The sequence below is a fragment of the Cellulomonas sp. T2.31MG-18 genome (assembly GCF_964266755.1).
Taxonomy (GTDB): Bacteria; Actinomycetota; Actinomycetes; order Actinomycetales; family Cellulomonadaceae; genus Cellulomonas.
Genome location: NZ_CAXWGW010000002.1, coordinates 149,864 through 166,082 on the forward strand (window position 1 = coordinate 149,864; position 16,219 = coordinate 166,082).

The window sequence follows — 16,219 nt, forward strand, 5'->3', positions numbered from 1 at the left end:
CACCACCAAGGAGGCAGACATGACCACCACCGACCACACCGACGAGCGGCCCCGCCTGATGCTCACCATCCAGGAGGCGGCCGACCAGCTCGCGATCAGCCGGACCCTCTGCTACCAGCTGATCAAGGCCGGATCCCTCGGGACCGTTCGCATCGGCCGGCTCAACCGCGTGCCCGCCGACGAGCTGGAGGACTTCGTCGCGCGCCTGCGCCGCGGTGAGCCCGCATTCGGCGCGTAGCCGTGGGCACCCGTGCCGGCAACCTGCGCTCGTCGATCTACCAAGGCAGCGACGGGCGCTGGTACGGCTTCGTCACGATGGGCATCAGGCCCGACGGATCCGTCGACCGACGCAAGCGGAGCGGACCGTCGCGCCAGGCCGTCACCCGGAAGGTTCGCGAGCTGGAGCGTCAGCGCGACGAACGCAGCGCGCTGCCCCCGGGATGGACCCCGCGGCTCGAGGACTGGCTGCGCGACTGGCTGAAGTCCACCGCCTTGCGGGTCCGACCGAGCACGCTCAACGGCTACACGGTCGATGTCGAGAACCACATCGTCCCGGCGATCGGCCGGCACCGGCTGGCAGACCTCGAGCCGGAGCACATCGAGCACCTCTACACCGTGCTGCTCGGCAAGGGCCTCGGTGCGGGCTCGGTCCACCACGTCCGGCGCACGCTCAACAAGTCCCTCAACGACGCGGTCCGCCGGCGACGGATCGCCCGTAACCCCGTCACCCTGGCGCACACCCCGCGGTACGACCCGCCGGACATCGAGCCGCTCACCGTCAAGGAGGCCAAGCAGATCCTTCGAGCGGCCGAGTCGGAGCGGAATGGTGTGGCCTTCATGCTCGCCATCAGCCTGGGCCTACGACGCGGCGAGGTCCTCGGTCTGTCCTGGGACGACGTCAACCTCGACGAAGGGCGGCTCGACGTCCGTCGGCAGCTCGAACGCCGCCGATGGAAGCACGGCTGCCCTGATCCGCTCGGGTGCATCGCGATCAGGCCGGCAGAGTGCCCGGAGCGCACCGGTGGCGGGCTCATGCTCACCGAGCTCAAGACGAAGCAGTCGCGCCGGACCCTGCCGATGCCGGCCCCACTCGTGCTGGCCCTGCGGCGGCACCGGCAACAGCAGCGGGAGGCCCGCATCCACGCGGGGTCGGTGTGGGAGGAGACCGGCCTGGTCTTCACCAACGCCTACGGCCGGCCGGTGGACCCGCGCGACCACTCGGTCCACTGGACCGCGTTCCTCGATCAACTCGGCATCCGCCCGGCCCGTCTGCACGACGCCCGCCACACCGCGGCGACGCTGCTCCTCGTCCAGGGAGTCGACCAGCGGGTGGTGATGGGCATGTTCGGCTGGACCTCAGCCGCCATGACGACGCGCTACCAGCACGTCGTCCCGGAACTCGTCAACGAGGCAAACCGCCGCATGGAGGATCTCCTATGGGGCTAGTCGTACCGACGATGAATCGGCTGGTTCAACTGCCCGAGCGCGTCCTGGCAGACAGCGGGGATCGTCGGGCAGGACCCGGCAGCAGCTCGCGGATACCGGAGAAGGGGCCGATTTGCAGGCCGGCCGACTACGCGATGCAGGACACCTCATGGCTGAAGTACCGCGAGTGAGTCCGGCGGATGGTATCGATCGAGTCACTAACCAACGACACGACTTCGACGTCAGCGTCGGTGCGCTGCTCTTCAAGTTCCAGACGGCGGCGCAGGGCGTCACGATGACCGGTCGGGGCGTCGTACGCGGTGACCTCCGACGCCCCAGTGCGGCGGTTGTACACGATCACGAAGCCGGGCATGCGTTGGACCCTACCCTCCCTAGCGCCGGTGTCCCGCAAGCGCACGGTAGGCAGCCTCAAGCTGTTCGACTACCTGGCGCTCGAGCTCAGCAACCTCTTGCTCGGCCCTCACAAGATTCGGATCGACCAGTCCAAGTGTCCGACCCATGGCGTCCGTTCGTGCGTTCCGGTGATCCGCGAGTTCCTGCCTCCGGAGCTCAAGCCGAGCGATCGCGTTGATGGATATGCCCTGAACGGCATCCACTGCTTGGCGGGCGATCGGGTCGGCCGGCACCACCCCATAGCGGATCTCGCGCCCGAGCAGATCCGCCATGGCTTCGTACAGGTTTGCCCACCGACCCTGTAGGCGAGTCCGCACCTGGACTTCGACCCGGCCTTGCGGAAGGCGCAACCACACATGGACCGCTCTGTAACCACTGTGGTGCTCTCGACGCAGATCGCGGCAGGCGGTCGCCGGATCGAGTTCGAACGCGGAAGCGATCGCGTCCGCCACGATCGTCTGCTCCTCAAGCGTCATGGCGGACTCGAATCGGACGCCGGCGATGTCCTGGACGCTCGGTAGCGGCGTCGCCGGGTCGCGCCGCAGCTTCTCAGCGAGAGTGGTGAGCGTCTTGGCGCGAGCAGTGATCTCGGGCGGCGGTCGATCAACGAGGAGGCTCGACCAGTCGAGCTGGCGGATTACATGCAGCACGGCTGCCGCTAGATCGTCGTAGTAGGCCATGACGTCGCCGTAGCTCGGGCCCGAGGTGGGAACTGGAGTGCCGTCCCGGAGAGCCTCTCCGAGACGCCTGAGCTGTTTGCCGCTCCAGCTCGGTGCGGTCAGATCGCAGAGCGGCGGCGAGTTCTCGAGCCCCACCAGGCCCACGGTAGTCAGCCCTAGTCGAACATTCGGCGCGCACGCGCACTAGAGGTGAAGAGGTGCTCGGGCCGGGAGCGAGTCGGAGCGCTCACCTACGAACCCGAGTAGCTGGTAGAGGCCGATGTATCGGGGCAGGGCATCGATAGTTCCCCGGACGACGAGTCTGTGAACGTGGATGCGGGAACTGCAACCGAAACTGCAACCACGGCACCCCTCGCCGGTTCATCGGCGAAACGACGAGGGGCCCGCCACCCACATCGCTGCAGGTCGCGGGCCCCTCGGTCCGGCGGAGGATGGGGGATTCGAACCCCCGAGGCTGTTACACCAACACGCTTTCCAAGCGTGCGCCATAGGCCACTAGGCGAATCCTCCTGGCACGGCGACCCTGGGCTGACGGGCCGACCGCGGCGGCAAGTCTAGCGGAGGCTCGACGGTGCGCCCGACAGCCCTCGGACCCACCGGCGGACCCACCGCCGAGGTCACCCGGGACCCCCGTCCTACTAGAGCGCTCGCTCTAGAGCGAAAACTCTAGGCATGGCCGAGTCCACCGTGCAGATCCCCACCGTCGCCCCCGTCCGCCGCAGCCTGCGCGTCACCGGCAAGCGCCGCCCCGGCACCGCCGAGCGGATCCTCGACGTGGCGGGGGACCTGTTCGCGGCGGAGGGCGTCCGCGCCGTCTCCACCAACCGGATCGCGTCCACCGCGCGGATCAGCCCCGGCAACCTCTACTACTGGTACGCCGACCGCCAGGCGATCGTCCGCGCGCTGTTCGCCCGCTACGCCCGGGCACATGCCGCTGTGTGGGACGGGATAGACCCGGACAACGTCACCCCGGAGCGGCTCGACCGGCTGGTGGCGGCCGGCGCTCGCATCACGGCGGACCACCCGTACTTCGCGCGAGACCTGATCACGCTGGTCCGCGACGACGAGGAGCTCGCCGAGGCCTACCGGGCGGTGCGGGTCCAGCGCCGCGAGCTGTTCGGGCGGGTCGCGCGCGGCTGGCACGACCGCGGCGTGCTGGTCCCTGTGGACGACGACCGGCTGGACCACGTCGTCGAGGCGCTGCTGGTGCTCGCAGAGTCGTGGTGGGCCTTCGCGCAGCTGGACGACGAGCGGCCGGAGCCGGTCGAGGGCGAGCGGCTGATCAGGGCGCTCATCGAGCCCTACCTCGTCCCGGGCGTGCAGGGGGCACCCTGGCCGTCATCCCCCCGGTCGCGGCGGACGCCGGACGATGAGCCGGCGGTCGCGTCGCCGCCCCGGTGCGGACGACGACGACACTGACGGTGTGAGCAGGCGAGCCGTGCTCGGGTGGGTCGGTGCAGGCGCCCTCGTCGTCGTCGGCGGGACGCTGCTGCGCGCGCAGCGGCAGGGGCTGCTGGACCCCCGCACCGGCCCCGCGTACACCGCCTGGCAGCCGAGGCACCGCACCGGCGCCCAGGCCGTGGTTGCCGCCGCGGTGCTCGCCGCCAGCCCGCACAACCTGCAGAACTGGTGGTTCCGTCCGACGACGGCCGCCGACGGCTCGGTCACGCTCGACGTGCACGACGACACCTCGCGGTCCCTCGGCGTGGTCGACGCGCACCGCCGCGAGGCGCACCTCGGCATCGGCGCCGCCGTGGCCAACGCCGAGGTGGCGGCCCCTGCGCTCGGTTTCGACACCCGGCTCACCGTGCGGCCCGCGGCCGACGACGACACGTTGCTGGCCCGCCTCGTCCTCACCCCGCGCACGCCGACCGAGCCCGACGCGCTGGCTCAGGCGATCCGGCACCGGCACTCGGACCGCGGCGCGTACCCGCCGGAGGAGCCGTCGGCCGACCTGTTGGATCGGTTGCGCGCCACGGCGCTCGCCGGGGCCGCCGGCGTGGGCCTCGTCTGGGTCACCGTTCCTGACCAGCGCCAACATCTCGGCACGCTGCTCGTCGACGCCGCCACCGCACTGACCGCCGACCACCAGATGAGCGTCGACAACGCGGAGCTGATCCGCTACGACCACCAGCAGGTGGAGCGGTACGGCGACGGCCTCACCATCGACGCGCAGGCCCTGTCACCCTTCCTCGAGGTGGCCGCGCAGCTGTTGCCCGCCACGCCACGCACGCAGGGCGACAAGTCGTGGGTCCGGTCCACCCGCGACGTGCACACCGCGACGGCGCGTGCCTACGGGCTCGTCGTCGGCGACCGCAGCGACCCGGCCACCCGGGTGCACGCCGGCCGCGTGCTCCAGCGGCTGCACCTGGCCCTGGTCGCCGAGGGATGGGCGATGCAGCACATGAACCAGGCGGTGGAGATGGCCGAGCGGGACGCCACGCTGGGGACGGCGGACCGGTTCGACGGACCGCTGACGCAGCTCGCCGGTGGTCAGGTGATCGCGGCGCTCCGGATGGGCCGACCGAGCGGTCGGGCGGTCGCCAGCCCTCGTCGTCCCCTCGCCGACGTGCTGCGCTGAGCCGGCGCCGGTCGAGCAGGGGACGACCGGCGTCACCCTGACCCTGCCCTAGACTGGGGGCAGACCCCTCGTGCGGCGTCATCTCGCTGAACTCCCCCAGGGCCGGAAGGCAGCAAGGGCAGGTGAGCTCTGGCGGGTGTGCGGGGGGTCCTTTCATGCCCACTCAGCGGCTGCCTGGGCAGCGGCCATCGGGCTTGCTCAGCGGCCATCCGGCGTCGTGGGACGGCCCCCGGGCGCCTCAGAGCTGCAGCAGCGACACCGGCGCGCAGACCTCGACGATGTCACGCCCGGCCTGCGGCACGGTCCCTGGCTCGGGGCGGTGCACGCTGAACATCGGTCCCGCGAACCGGTAGCCGTTGCGGGCGATCCACCGGCCCAGCGCGTCGAAGACGGTGTGCAGCTGCGGCTCACCACCGTCCTGCCGGCTGGAGGCGACCAACGTGGTGGGGACCTGCCGGCAGTGCACCGCCTCGGTGTCCTCGAACGGGCCCGTCACCTCGAGCAGCACCTCGAGGTCGGCGTTCCGGCTCAGCAGGAAGTCGTCGTGGTACACGGTCAGCGCCAGGGGCGTGCCGACGGGCGTCGCACCGGCTGCGGCCAGCCCCGACAGCAGGCGGCTCCACAGCACACCTTCGTCGGCGGCAGACGGAAGCGTGTCCCGGACAGCGGCCATGGTGCAGGGGGCCAGGGTGCGCGTGACGATCTCGGTACCCAACAGGGGTCCTCCAACGGATGACCAGAGGCGAGCCGCACACCGGTGGACGGCCGCGCCGGTAGACACACTGTCGCACCTGCTCGCTGCCGCCTCCAGCGTGTCCATGTCCGCGTGCCGTCCGGGGGACGGTTGGCGGCGCGGTGCGTGGTCGGTCAGTCGCAGCCTGGGGCGTGCGGGTCCTCGTTGCAGGTGGTGGCGACGAGGTGGGAGCGCAGCTCCTCGGCGGTGAACGGGGTGCTGGTGCTGGCCGTCGTGGCCGTCCCGGGGACGTCTCGCGGTGTCGGATCGTCGGCGAGGGTGAAGGTCGCCGTCCACGTGGTCGTCAGCGTGATCGCGTAGGTGCCGGTGTGGACGTAGGGGTGGGAGATGTCCGCCTGGGGCCAGGGCCGGCCCGGGATCGTTGTGCTGATCACGGCACCGTCGCCGAAGTCCCACCGATAGCTGTGCGGGTGCGCGGTGATGGTCACGGGGGTGCCGAGGATCGTGGTGGTCAGCGTCTGGTCGGCCGCGTCGGCGGCGTAGACGACCGTCGGCTTGTTCACCAGCACCCATCCGCGATCCGGCTGGACCGTCAGTGCGCTCGGGGTCAGCGTCATCCGGCGGAACTCGGCGAGCACCATCTCGGGCGTGACGGTCGGTGCCGTGGCGCAGGACGCCGGCGCCGTCACGGTCCACTCGCTCCACGGACTAGCGGCATCCGCCCGGGTGCGCTGCCAGACCGGCGCCAACGTCGCCACCCCGGCCGCCTCACACTCCGGCAACGGTGTCAGGGGGTCGCCCGAGCAAGGGAACAGGTCCGGGGAATCGCTGAGGTTCCGCCGGCAGATCGGCGCTCGGATCTCCTCGCTGAGCGGAGCGGCGGATCCCCTGAAGGCGGCGTTGGAATCGCCCGGGGCGGTGCCACGTGCCGCCGCCACGTCGATATGGTCCTGGTCGGCGTGCCCTTCGAGCGCCGTGCCGGCGGGCGCTGCCGGGCCGGGCGCCGTGGGGCCGGGCGCCGTGGGGCCGGGCGCCGTGGGGCCGAAGAAGAGTGCGCTCGTGAGCGCCAAGCCCAGGAGTGCCGCCTTCACTGCGCGACGCCATTCACCGTCAGGACTTGGATCCCGCCGATGAGCCACTGGCCGGGATTCCGGACCACCAAGACCGCCAGACCGATCGTTCTCGCTGGTCGTCCTCCGGCGACGAGGCCGTCAGACGAGTACGTGACGTCGGCTTCCTGAGACACCTCAAGATCGATCCTGTAGCGAAGAGGATCGATGATCCCGAGCTTCTGAGACTTGATCGATATGGCGCCCGGCCGCGTCTGCTGGTTTGCGTCCTTCTCCGCCACGACGGAGCTCTTCAATGACTTGCAGAAGCTGCATATCTCCGCGGAGAACTTGTCCCAGCTCGCCGTGTCCTGACTGCTGACCGTGTAGGGGTAGAGCTGCGTGATGAAGAAGGCCCCGGCCGCTGCTGCGCCTGTCTCGTCGTCGTGAGCCATCTCTGCCGGCTGCGTCGGTGACGGCGCTGGAGCGGGGAGCAGCGACGTCGGGGTGACGGAGGGACTGGGCGCCGTCGGGGTCGGGGTGGGCGTCGGGTTAGGTGCGCAGGCGGCGAGGAGAAGCGCGGCGGCCAGGGGGACGAGGGGCGCGAGCCGACCGGTCTGGTAGTGGGTGCGGGCGCGTGTCGACATGGGGTGACCTCGGCGGGCGCGGCGGTGGGGGCGCGTGCAGCCTGGCACAAGCCGTGTTCCGAAATGCCCGGTTTCCCCAGCCCATCGCGCCCGGCGGTGGGCGGCCCAGGCGGACCGGCGAGTCCGCGCGACTCGGCAAGGTACCGAACGGCCTGTACGCCCGACGTACGTACACGGGGCGTACAACCGGAGATGCCTGCCGGGTCGGGGTCCGTCGAGGCCCGATCTTTCGGCTGCGCCTCGCCTCGTGCGCGGTGCGGCCCGCACCGTCGGCGCCGCCTCGCCTCGTGCCGGGTCCGGCCCGCACCCTCGGCCCGGCCCAGCCGCGCACCGGCCTACCGGTCTACCCCTGCGGCACGTCCTCCGGGGGCTGGACCGGCTGGCGGATGATCGTCCGCAGCCGCTCGGGTGCGGAGCGGCGGGGGTCGCCCAGATAGATCTCGTGATGGGCGCCACGGAGCGCGTACCCCTGCTCGGCGATGGCGCGGTGCAGGCCGGCGATGGTCGGCCCCTCGGCGTCGTACGGGCCGACGTGCAGCACCTGGAACGCGGTGCCCTCGTCGAGCACGTCGAGGTGCAGGTGCTCCGCTGCGGGCGCACGGCCCTTGGCGACGGCCGCGTCCAGCGCGCGTCCGACGAGGTCTGCGGTGACACGGGTCGGCTGGACGATCAGCATCGTCCAGCGCCATTCCGCACGTGTGTCGGTGAGGAAGACGTCGGGATCGTCGGCCCACCACAGCCCCTCGAGCGGCCCGACCTTCCACGGCTGCTCACCGATCGCCTTGGCCATGAAGCGCAGGCCGTAGGAGACGGCGTAGAGGGTGCCGACCGCGTCGGCGTAGGCCGGTGTCGTCTCGGGATCCCCTGCGCCGTCCAGCATCAGGCACTGCAGCGGTGGTACGTCCACCCGAGCGGGCGTCGCGGTGGCCCGGTACAGCCCAGCGAGCTCGGGGTCGCCAGCAGAACCACGGACCGCGCCGTCGGGGGCCATGGGATCAGCGAACCGCAGTCCCAGGAGCCGGACAACAGAGGAGGACCACAATGGCGGTCGTGACTGCCACGACCTCGAACCAGACCCAGACCCCGAACCCGACCCAGACGCCGGCACTCATCCCGACGCAGAGCACCGAACACACCGGAACCGTCGCGGCAACGCCGCTCCACCCCGACTTCGTCGCCACCCTGGCCGCCGGTTTCGCCGCGGACCCGGCCCGGCTGCGTGCGCAGAACGCCGTCACCCGCACCCCGGTCGGCGAGGTGGCGATGAACCACGCACGCGCCACCTCGATCCGCACCAGCGTGTCGAACCAGCTCGACGACTGGTCCGTCGCCAACCAGAAGAAGAGCGGTCGCTGCTGGCTGTTCGCCGCACTCAACCTGCTGCGCGTCGGTGCGAAGCAGCGCCTGGGCGTCAAGGAGTTCGAGTTCAGCCAGAACTACGCCATGTACTGGGACAAGCTCGAGCGGGCCAACTTCTTCTGCGAGGACGTCGTCGCGACGGCCGGTGAGCCGATCGACTCACGCCTGGTCGGCTTCCTGCTGCAGACGCTGCTGGGCGACGGCGGCCAGTGGGACATGGCGGTCAGCGTGTTCCTCAAGCACGGCGTGGTGCCCAAGGAGGCGATGCCGGAGACGCAGTCGTCCTCGGACACCGACGCCATGAACACCCAGCTGCGGGCTCGGCTGCGCAAGGGCGCGCTGGCGCTGCGGGCTGCGGTCGCCGACGGCGGTGACGTGGCGGCCGTCAAGGCGGAGGTCCTCACGGACGTGCACGCCATCCTGACGATCCACCTGGGCACGCCGCCGACCTCGTTCGACTGGCAGTGGACGGACGACGAGAAGCAGTTCCACCGCGACGGCGTGCTGACGCCCCAGCAGTTCTTCGAGCGGTACGTCACCCTCGACCTGACCCAGTACGTGTGCCTGGTGGACGACCCGCGCCGCGAGCACCCCAAGGGCGCGGCGCTGACCGTGGCGAACCTCGGCAACGTGGTCGGCGGTCGGCAGGTGCGGTACGTCAACGCGCCGATGGCCACCATCAAGGAGCTGGCCGCGGCGTCGATCGTCGCCGGTGAGCCCGTCTGGTTCGGCTGCGACGTGAAGCCGCAGATGCACCGGGAGGACGGCATCTGGGCCGCCGACCTGTTCGACTACTCCGGCGTGTACGGCGTCGACCTGTCCACCACCAAGGAGGAGCGGGTCGTCTCCGGCGAGTCGGCGATGACCCACGCGATGCTGCTGACCGGCGTGGACGTCGTCGACGGCTCCCCGCGGCGGTGGCGCGTGGAGAACAGCTGGGGCGACGACAAGGCCGACAAGGGCTTCTTCACCATGGACGACTCGTGGTTCGACGAGTACGTCTTCGAGGTCGTCGTCCGCACCGCCGCCCTGCCGGAGGACCTGCGCCCCGCGCTGACCGCCGAGCCCATCGTCCTGCCCGCGTGGGACCCGATGGGCGCGCTCGCCTGAGCCGCCGAGGGCCGGAGACGGGTGTCGGATCTGCCGCATAGGGTTCGCACGTGACCACAGCGCTGTACCGCCGGTACCGGCCCGAGACCTTCGCCGAGGTCATCGGGCAGGACCACGTGACGGCGCCGCTGCGCCAGGCGCTGCGCTCCGGGCAGGTCAACCACGCCTACCTGTTCTCCGGCCCTCGTGGCTGCGGCAAGACGAGCTCTGCGCGCATCCTGGCGCGGGTGCTCAACTGCGCGCAGAACACCGCCGAGCACCCGACGGACACGCCCTGCGGGGAGTGCGAGTCGTGCATCGAGCTGGCGACGGGCGGTCCGGGCAGCCTCGACGTCGTCGAGATCGACGCCGCCAGCCACGGCGGTGTGGACGACGCCCGTGAGCTTCGCGAGCGGGCCACCTTCGCCCCCGCCCGGGACCGCTACAAGGTGTTCATCCTCGACGAGGCCCACATGGTCTCCAACCAGGGCTTCAACGCCCTGCTGAAGATCGTCGAGGAGCCGCCGCCGCACGTGAAGTTCGTGTTCGCGACGACCGAGCCGGACAAGGTGATCGGCACCATCCGCTCCCGCACGCACCACTACCCGTTCCGGCTGGTGCCGCCGGACGTGCTGGTGCCGTACCTGGCGCAGGTGTGCGAGACGGAGGGCGTGCCGGTCGGTTCTGGGGTGCTGCCGCTGGTGGTGCGGGCCGGTGCCGGCTCGGTGCGGGACAGCCTGTCGGTGCTGGACCAGCTGATCGCCGGCGCGGGGGACAGCGGTCTGGAGTACGAGAGCGCCGTGGCGCTGCTCGGGTACACACCGGCGTCCCTGCTCGACGACCTGGTCGAGGCGATCGCGGCCCGCGACGGCGCCACCGCCTTCTCGGTGGTGGAGCGGGTGGTGGCCACCGGGCACGAGCCGCGCCGGTTCGTCGAGGACCTGCTCGAGCGCCTGCGCGACCTGATCGTGCTGGCCGCGGCAGGCGATGCCGCCGGCGCGGCCCTCGGCATGATCCCGTCGGACCAGCTGGACCGGATGCGTGCCCAGGCGGCGCACCTCGGCGCCGCCGAGCTGTCCCGCTCCGCCGACCTGGCCAACGCGGCGCTGACCGAGATGGCCGGTGCCACGTCGCCGCGGCTGCACCTCGAGCTGCTGATGGCGCGGCTCCTGCTGCCGGCGGCGGACGACGGCACGTCGGGTCTCGGTGCCCGGCTCGACCGGCTGGAGCGCGGCGGGTTCGCGGCGGTCCCGACGGCGGTCGGTGCCGGTGCCCCGCCTGCGACGGCCGCCCGTGCGTCGGCGCCCGTGGAGCCAGCCACTCCGCCACTCGCGACGCCGCCCACCCCGCGCACCGTGCCGCCGGTGGCCGAGGCGCCGGTGGCCGCGGTGCCCGCGACGGGGCCCGAGACCGCTGGGGCACCCGCTGCAGCAGCACCGGCCACAGCGACCCCGAGCACACCCGTCGACCTGGACACGCCGCCGTGGCCGGTCGACGACGCACCTGCCCGGCGAGCGTCCGGGCCAGCGACTGCCACGCCTGCCTCCCCAGCACCAGCATCGCCGGTCGTGGGCGCGGACGGCACCGTGCAGTCGTCCTCAGCCGCACCATCGACGCCCCGCCGACCCGCACGTGCCTCGGGAGGCGACGAGACCACGCCGGTCGCGCCACCGGCTGCTCCCGCTGCGCCCACGGCGGCGGCAGCGCCGCGCGGCGCAGGCGGCCCGGACACCGAGATGCTCCGCCGTCGCTGGCCGGAGGTGCTCGGTACCCTCCGCGGATTGCGGCTGCTGACGCACGCCCTGGTCAGCCAGCACGCGCAGGTGCTCGAGCTCGACGCCACGACGTTGCGGCTCGGCTTCGCCCAGCCGGGTCTGATCCAGCAGTTCCAGCGCGGCAGCCACGCCGAGGCGGTGGCGCAGGCGCTCCGGGAGACGCTGGGCGTCGAGGCCCGGGTCGAGGGCGTGCTGGGCGATGCGGCGACACCGGCCGGCAGCGGTGCACCGACGGACCGGCAGGCCGCCACGGCGGCGCCAGCGTCAGCAGCCGACCCGTCCACCCGGTCGTCGTCAGGCGGCGCGGCGGGCGGCGCGGCGACCCGGTCGCCCGGCATCCCCAGCGTGGACGAGGCCGCGGCCTCGTGGGGCCGTCCTGTGCCGTCCGGCTCGGCCCCGGCAGCGGCTCCGGCGCCGAAGACCGGATCGGCAGGGGGCGGTCCCGCACCGCGCGCCTCCCGCGGTCGCCCCGGTGCACCTGCCACAGCGCCTGCGGCCTCGTCGGAGCCAGGATCGGACCACGCGTCGGCGACGCAGGCGCGCGCCGCCGGCAACGCTGCCCCTGCGCGCCGCAGCGGTCCCGCCGACGAGCCACCGGACCTCGAGCCGCCCGACGAGCCGGTGGACGAGCTGCCGCCCGGCGACTGGATCCCCCCGGACGACGAGGTGCCGTTCGAGGACCCGCGTGACGTCCCCCGGGACCCGGTGGCGGCCTCTGGGCCCCGTACGGCGACCCCCGGCTGGTCCGACGAGCCCGACGAGCCGTCGCCGGACGACCCGCTCATCGACGGATCCGGCCTGGTCGGCGCGCCGCTGGTCGCGCGGCTGCTCGGCGGCACGGTCATCGACGAGCAGATCGACGACCCGAACGCCTGAGCCGCCCGCCTGGCGGGAGGGGTCCGCGACGTCGACGCCGCGCTGTCGGTCCGCCAGGTGGGCCGCCGCCACGGCGCCGTCCGACGGCCCCGCGAGGTCAACTGGATGGGTGACCAACTAGGCTGACGGCGTGTACGAGGGGGCGATCCAGGACCTGGTCGACGAGCTCGGGCGGCTGCCCGGGGTCGGCCCCAAGAGCGCCCAGCGCATCGCGTTCCACATCCTCTCGGCCGACCCGGCGGACGTCCGTCGTCTGGCCGACGCGCTCACCGAGGTCAAGGCCCGCGTCCGGTTCTGCGAGATCTGCGGCAACGTCGCCCAGGAGGCGCAGTGCCGCATCTGCCGCGACCCGCGCCGCTCCCCGAACGTCATCTGCGTCGTGGAGGAGGCCAAGGACGTCGTCGCGATCGAGCGGACGCGCGAGTTCCGCGGCCGGTACCACGTGCTCGGAGGCGCCATCAACCCGATCGGCGGCGTCGGTCCGGACGACCTGCGGATCGCCTCGCTGCTCAGCCGGCTGGCGGACGGCACCGTGACCGAGGTGATCCTGGCGACCGACCCGAACGTCGAGGGCGAGGCGACGGCCACCTACCTGGCCCGGCTGCTGGTCCCGATGGGTCTCGCGGTCAGCCGGCTCGCCTCCGGCCTGCCGGTGGGCGGGGACCTGGAGTACGCCGACGAGGTCACCCTGGGCCGGGCCTTCGAGGGCCGCCGACGGATCAGCGCGTAGGGAGCGGACGATGACCGACAGCGACACCGACGACCTCGCGACCCTCGCCCGGTCGGTGCACGACGAGGCGCGCAGCTACCTGACCACGGTGACCGAGGTGGCCGCCGGCTCGGCCCCCGAGGCGACCTTGCCGCTGCTGCTCCTCGCGCTGTCGGACGTGATCGCCGCCGGTGCCCGGCTCGGCGCGATCAATGACGTGGTGCCGGCGCTGCGGTTCGAGCCGGACGTCGGCCCCGACCCGGACGTGGAGCCGCTGCGCGCCAACCTGGCCAACGTGTTCGAGGGCGTCGACGAGTACGTCGAGGTGGTCGACCCCGTCGTCGGCCCGGAGGTGGCCCAGGCGACGCTGTCCGGCGACCTCGTCGCGATCGCCGGGGCGCTCGCTCAGGGGCTGCGCCACTACGAGGCGGGCCGCCCGGTCGAGGCCCTGTGGTGGTGGCAGTTCTCCTACCTGTCCGACTGGGGCGAGCGGGCGTCGTCGGCCCTGCGCACCGTGCAGACGATCCTGGCGCACCTGCGGCTCGACGTGGACGACGATGTGGCCGCCGAGGCGGAGTACGACGCGCTGCAGCCCTGACCAGGGCGGACGTCGCGGTGCGCCCGACCGAGCCCTGACCCCGAGCCCCGCGCCTCAGGCCACCCGGACGCCGCGCGGCAGCGTGCGCTGCGGGACGCGCAGCCGACGGACGGCGGTGACGTAGCCGGCCGCGCCGAGCAGGACGCTGAACGCGAGCCCCCACGGCCACACCGGCACCGTCGACGGCCGCGGGCCCTCGGTCGGCAGGGCCGCCTGTCCTATCGGTCCCCAGCACTCGTTCGAGACACCGGTGGCGCCGGCCCGCGCGGTGCGGATCTCCTCGCGGATGGCCGCGAACGGTGACGTCACCGACCGCAGGTCCTGCTGCGGCACGGCCGAGGCGTCGGACACGACGACGAACGGGTTGGCCGCGAGCAGCCACCAGGTGCGCTCGGTGTGGACGACGGGCCGCGTCTCCACCCGCCACTCGCAGGTCGGGGACGTGACGCTCGTCGTCGCGTCGCTCGCCAGCGCGGAGGACGCCGACGACGGCGAGACGCCCCATACGCGGACCTGCTCCTGGGACGTGTTCGCGGGCAGCGTCAGGCCGAAGAAGACGAGGGTGAACACCGCCAGGGCCGAGACCCCGAGGAAGGTCAGCACGGTGGAGCCGGCCGTCCGGGCGGTCAGTGCCGAGAACCCGATGCCCATGCCGCACACCGAGGCGAGGATCACGGCGGTCACCACCACGACGCTGACCAGGGTCAGCACCCTCGTGCCACCCATCGCCATCGCGAGCCCGTAGAACGGCAGGCTGGCCACCAGGAAGGCGGTGGCGGCGGCGAACGCCCCGAGCAGCTTGCCCGTGGCGATCTCGGCGGGGGTCAGCAGGGTCACCTGGACCGTGGCGAGCGTGCCGGCGGCACGGTCGCCGTTCACGGCGGTCGACGACAGGGTCGGGGTGACCAGCAGCCCCAGCCCCAGCACCAGGAACGTGACGACGAAGAACAGCAGCGGGCCGCGGTGCAGGGGAGAGGTGTCCTGACCGGTCAGCGTGCCCAGGGCTCCGGTGGTCAGCGCCGTGATGGCGCCGACCACGACGAACCAGACCACCAGCGCGACGATCCAGCGGGTGGACCGCACCCGCTGCCGCAGCTCCAGGGCCGCCACCGTGCGCACCCCGTGCCAGGACAGCCGCCACGTGCCGTTCATCGCCGCTCCTCGTCCAGGGCCAGGTAGGCCTGCTCCAGCACCCCGCCGGCGGGGGCGATCGAGACGAGCGGCACCCCGGCCGCAACCGCGTCCCGCACCAGCCGGGCGGCGCCCTCGTCCCCGTCGACGTCGATCAGCACGCCGTCGTCGTCGGGCCGCCACGCGGCGTGCACCGAGGTGAGCCAGCCCTGCAGCGCCTCCCCGTCCAGCGCGCGCACCCGCCAGGGCCGGCGGCTGCCGGTGGTGCCGAGGGTCGCGTCCGTGTCGCCGGTCAGCACCGTCCGGCCGCGGGACAGGAACACCGCGTCGTCGGCCATCTCCTCCAGCTCGGACAGCACGTGGCTGGACACCAGCACCGTGCGGCCCTCGTCGGCCAGTCGCCGCAGCAGCTCGCGCAGGTCGACGCGCGACCGCGGGTCCAGGCCGGACGCGGGCTCGTCGAGCAGCAGCACCGCCGGGTCGTGCACCAGGGCGCGAGCCAGTCCCAGCCGCTGCTTCTGGCCGCGTGACAGCACCGCTGCCGGCCGGTCGGCGTACTCCGAGAGGTGCACCAGGGCGAGCAGCTCGTCGACGCGGGCGCCGACGGACGCCGCGGGCAGCCGGTACGCGGCGGCGAACGTCCGCAGCACCTCACGTGCCGTGAGCGAGTCCCACGTGCCGAACGTGTCCGGCATCCAGCCGGTGCGGGCCCGCGCCGCGGGGCCGTCCGTCACCGGGTCGTACCCGTCGATGCCCACCGTCCCCGCGTCCGGTGCCAGCAGCCCCGCCAGCACCAGCAGCAGCGTCGTCTTCCCGGACCCGTTGGGCCCCACCAGGGCGGTGACCCGACCGGCGCGGGCGTGCAGGTCGACGCCGTCCAGCGCCCGCACGGCGCCGAAGCTGCGGACCACGCCGGCGGTGCGGATCCCGTCCGGGCCGCCCGGACCGGGCGAGCGGGGTTGGGCAGGGACGGCCGAGGCAGCGACGTCGCTGGTCATGGCCCGACGGTAGGGCCGGGCACCGGGCGCCGTGCCCGGTTTCTGAGGGGATCCTGTGCCGGGACTGCGCCGGTTGCGGGCGCGGTCGACGGGCGGGCCGTCCGGCCGCCGCCCGACCAGGTCCGTGCGGGAGGTAGGGTCCGCGACCGTGACCGTCTCCGGCCTGCACCTGACGCTCGCGACGGTCGGCCTGC

General features: G+C 72.7%; 16 protein-coding genes, 1 tRNA gene and 1 other RNA gene. 9 read left to right on the plus strand and 9 right to left on the minus strand.

Going from position 1 to position 16,219, the window contains the following annotated elements:
• Window positions 1-19: 19 nt before the first annotated feature.
• Both ACFQTY_RS08485 and ACFQTY_RS08490 read left to right on the plus strand, forming a co-directional pair.
• Entirely contained in the window at window positions 20-238 is a 219-nt protein-coding gene (locus ACFQTY_RS08485) for an excisionase family DNA-binding protein (protein WP_378099385.1), read from the plus strand.
• A gap of 2 nt (window positions 239-240) precedes the next feature.
• Window positions 241-1,446, plus strand: coding sequence for a tyrosine-type recombinase/integrase (locus ACFQTY_RS08490; protein WP_378099387.1), 1,206 nt, complete (start codon window positions 241-243; stop codon window positions 1,444-1,446).
• A gap of 127 nt (window positions 1,447-1,573) precedes the next feature.
• Here the strand turns inward: ACFQTY_RS08490 and ACFQTY_RS08495 are convergent, their stop codons facing one another.
• The 3 genes from ACFQTY_RS08495 to ACFQTY_RS08505 all read right to left on the minus strand — a co-directional run bounded on the left by ACFQTY_RS08495 (window position 1,574) and on the right by ACFQTY_RS08505 (window position 3,029).
• A complete protein-coding gene (locus tag ACFQTY_RS08495; protein WP_378099389.1) occupies window positions 1,574-1,798 on the minus strand; it encodes a hypothetical protein in 225 nt (74 codons plus the stop codon).
• Between the two features lie 19 nt (window positions 1,799-1,817).
• Window positions 1,818-2,654 carry a hypothetical protein gene (locus ACFQTY_RS08500; protein ID WP_378099391.1) on the minus strand — a complete coding sequence of 279 codons (837 nt, stop codon included), beginning with the start codon at window positions 2,652-2,654 and terminating at the stop codon, window positions 1,818-1,820.
• Window positions 2,655-2,944: 290 nt separating this feature from the next.
• Window positions 2,945-3,029, minus strand: a tRNA-Ser gene (locus tag ACFQTY_RS08505).
• Window positions 3,030-3,191: 162 nt separating this feature from the next.
• On the opposite strand from ACFQTY_RS08505, the gene ACFQTY_RS08510 reads away from it, so the two are divergent.
• From ACFQTY_RS08510 to ffs, 3 genes are all read left to right on the plus strand, one after another.
• Window positions 3,192-3,938, plus strand: a complete 747-nt coding sequence (locus ACFQTY_RS08510; RefSeq protein ID WP_378099393.1) for a TetR/AcrR family transcriptional regulator — start codon at window positions 3,192-3,194, stop codon at window positions 3,936-3,938.
• 4 nt (window positions 3,939-3,942) lie between these two features.
• Entirely contained in the window at window positions 3,943-5,100 is a 1,158-nt protein-coding gene (locus tag ACFQTY_RS08515; RefSeq protein ID WP_378099395.1) for a hypothetical protein, read from the plus strand.
• 59 nt (window positions 5,101-5,159) lie between these two features.
• Window positions 5,160-5,256: signal recognition particle sRNA small type (gene ffs, locus ACFQTY_RS08520), an RNA gene on the plus strand.
• An 82-nt stretch (window positions 5,257-5,338) separates the two neighbouring features.
• Here ffs and ACFQTY_RS08525 read toward each other — a convergent pair.
• The 4 genes from ACFQTY_RS08525 to ACFQTY_RS08540 form a co-directional block, all read right to left on the minus strand.
• Window positions 5,339-5,815: a hypothetical protein gene (locus ACFQTY_RS08525; RefSeq protein ID WP_378099397.1), complete on the minus strand. Its 477-nt coding sequence runs from the start codon at window positions 5,813-5,815 to the stop codon at window positions 5,339-5,341.
• Between the two features lie 152 nt (window positions 5,816-5,967).
• Window positions 5,968-6,483 carry a PKD domain-containing protein gene (locus ACFQTY_RS08530; RefSeq protein WP_378099399.1) on the minus strand — a complete coding sequence of 172 codons (516 nt, stop codon included), beginning with the start codon at window positions 6,481-6,483 and terminating at the stop codon, window positions 5,968-5,970.
• Window positions 6,484-6,881: 398 nt separating this feature from the next.
• The gene (locus ACFQTY_RS08535; protein WP_378099401.1) at window positions 6,882-7,298 is read right to left on the minus strand and encodes a hypothetical protein; all 417 of its coding nucleotides are present in this window, start codon (window positions 7,296-7,298) and stop codon (window positions 6,882-6,884) included.
• Between the two features lie 535 nt (window positions 7,299-7,833).
• The gene (locus tag ACFQTY_RS08540) at window positions 7,834-8,481 is read right to left on the minus strand and encodes a GyrI-like domain-containing protein (protein ID WP_378099403.1); all 648 of its coding nucleotides are present in this window, start codon (window positions 8,479-8,481) and stop codon (window positions 7,834-7,836) included.
• A gap of 59 nt (window positions 8,482-8,540) precedes the next feature.
• Here ACFQTY_RS08540 and ACFQTY_RS08545 point away from each other — a divergent pair, with 59 nt between their 5' ends.
• The 4 genes from ACFQTY_RS08545 (at window position 8,541) to ACFQTY_RS08560 (ending at window position 13,896) form a co-directional block, all read left to right on the plus strand.
• Window positions 8,541-9,959, plus strand: a complete 1,419-nt coding sequence (locus tag ACFQTY_RS08545) for an aminopeptidase C (RefSeq protein ID WP_378099405.1) — start codon at window positions 8,541-8,543, stop codon at window positions 9,957-9,959.
• 50 nt (window positions 9,960-10,009) lie between these two features.
• Window positions 10,010-12,589, plus strand: a complete 2,580-nt coding sequence (locus ACFQTY_RS08550) for a DNA polymerase III subunit gamma and tau (protein WP_378099407.1) — start codon at window positions 10,010-10,012, stop codon at window positions 12,587-12,589.
• A 130-nt stretch (window positions 12,590-12,719) separates the two neighbouring features.
• Window positions 12,720-13,319: a recombination mediator RecR gene (recR, locus tag ACFQTY_RS08555; protein WP_263731378.1), complete on the plus strand. Its 600-nt coding sequence runs from the start codon at window positions 12,720-12,722 to the stop codon at window positions 13,317-13,319.
• A gap of 10 nt (window positions 13,320-13,329) precedes the next feature.
• A complete protein-coding gene (locus ACFQTY_RS08560; protein ID WP_378099410.1) occupies window positions 13,330-13,896 on the plus strand; it encodes a DUF5063 domain-containing protein in 567 nt (188 codons plus the stop codon).
• 54 nt (window positions 13,897-13,950) lie between these two features.
• On the opposite strand, the gene ACFQTY_RS08565 is transcribed toward ACFQTY_RS08560, so the two are convergent.
• Window positions 13,951-15,048, minus strand: a complete 1,098-nt coding sequence (locus ACFQTY_RS08565; RefSeq protein WP_378099412.1) for an ABC transporter permease — start codon at window positions 15,046-15,048, stop codon at window positions 13,951-13,953.
• Window positions 15,045-16,025: an ABC transporter ATP-binding protein gene (locus tag ACFQTY_RS08570; RefSeq protein WP_378099414.1), complete on the minus strand. Its 981-nt coding sequence runs from the start codon at window positions 16,023-16,025 to the stop codon at window positions 15,045-15,047. Before ACFQTY_RS08570 ends, ACFQTY_RS08565 begins: the two co-directional genes overlap by 4 nt.
• Between the last annotated feature and the right edge of the window lie 194 nt (window positions 16,026-16,219).

Coding starts and splice junctions, on each gene's coding strand:
- ACFQTY_RS08485 (WP_378099385.1), top strand. CDS start 20: ATGACCACCACCGACCACACCGACGAGCGGCCCCGCCTGATGCTCACC.
- ACFQTY_RS08495 (WP_378099389.1), bottom strand. CDS start 1,798: ATGCCCGGCTTCGTGATCGTGTACAACCGCCGCACTGGGGCGTCGGAG.
- ACFQTY_RS08510 (WP_378099393.1), top strand. CDS start 3,192: ATGGCCGAGTCCACCGTGCAGATCCCCACCGTCGCCCCCGTCCGCCGC.
- ACFQTY_RS08535 (WP_378099401.1), bottom strand. CDS start 7,298: ATGGCTCACGACGACGAGACAGGCGCAGCAGCGGCCGGGGCCTTCTTC.
- ACFQTY_RS08540 (WP_378099403.1), bottom strand. CDS start 8,481: ATGGCCCCCGACGGCGCGGTCCGTGGTTCTGCTGGCGACCCCGAGCTC.
- ACFQTY_RS08560 (WP_378099410.1), top strand. CDS start 13,330: ATGACCGACAGCGACACCGACGACCTCGCGACCCTCGCCCGGTCGGTG.
- ACFQTY_RS08565 (WP_378099412.1), bottom strand. CDS start 15,048: ATGAACGGCACGTGGCGGCTGTCCTGGCACGGGGTGCGCACGGTGGCG.
- ACFQTY_RS08570 (WP_378099414.1), bottom strand. CDS start 16,025: ATGACCAGCGACGTCGCTGCCTCGGCCGTCCCTGCCCAACCCCGCTCG.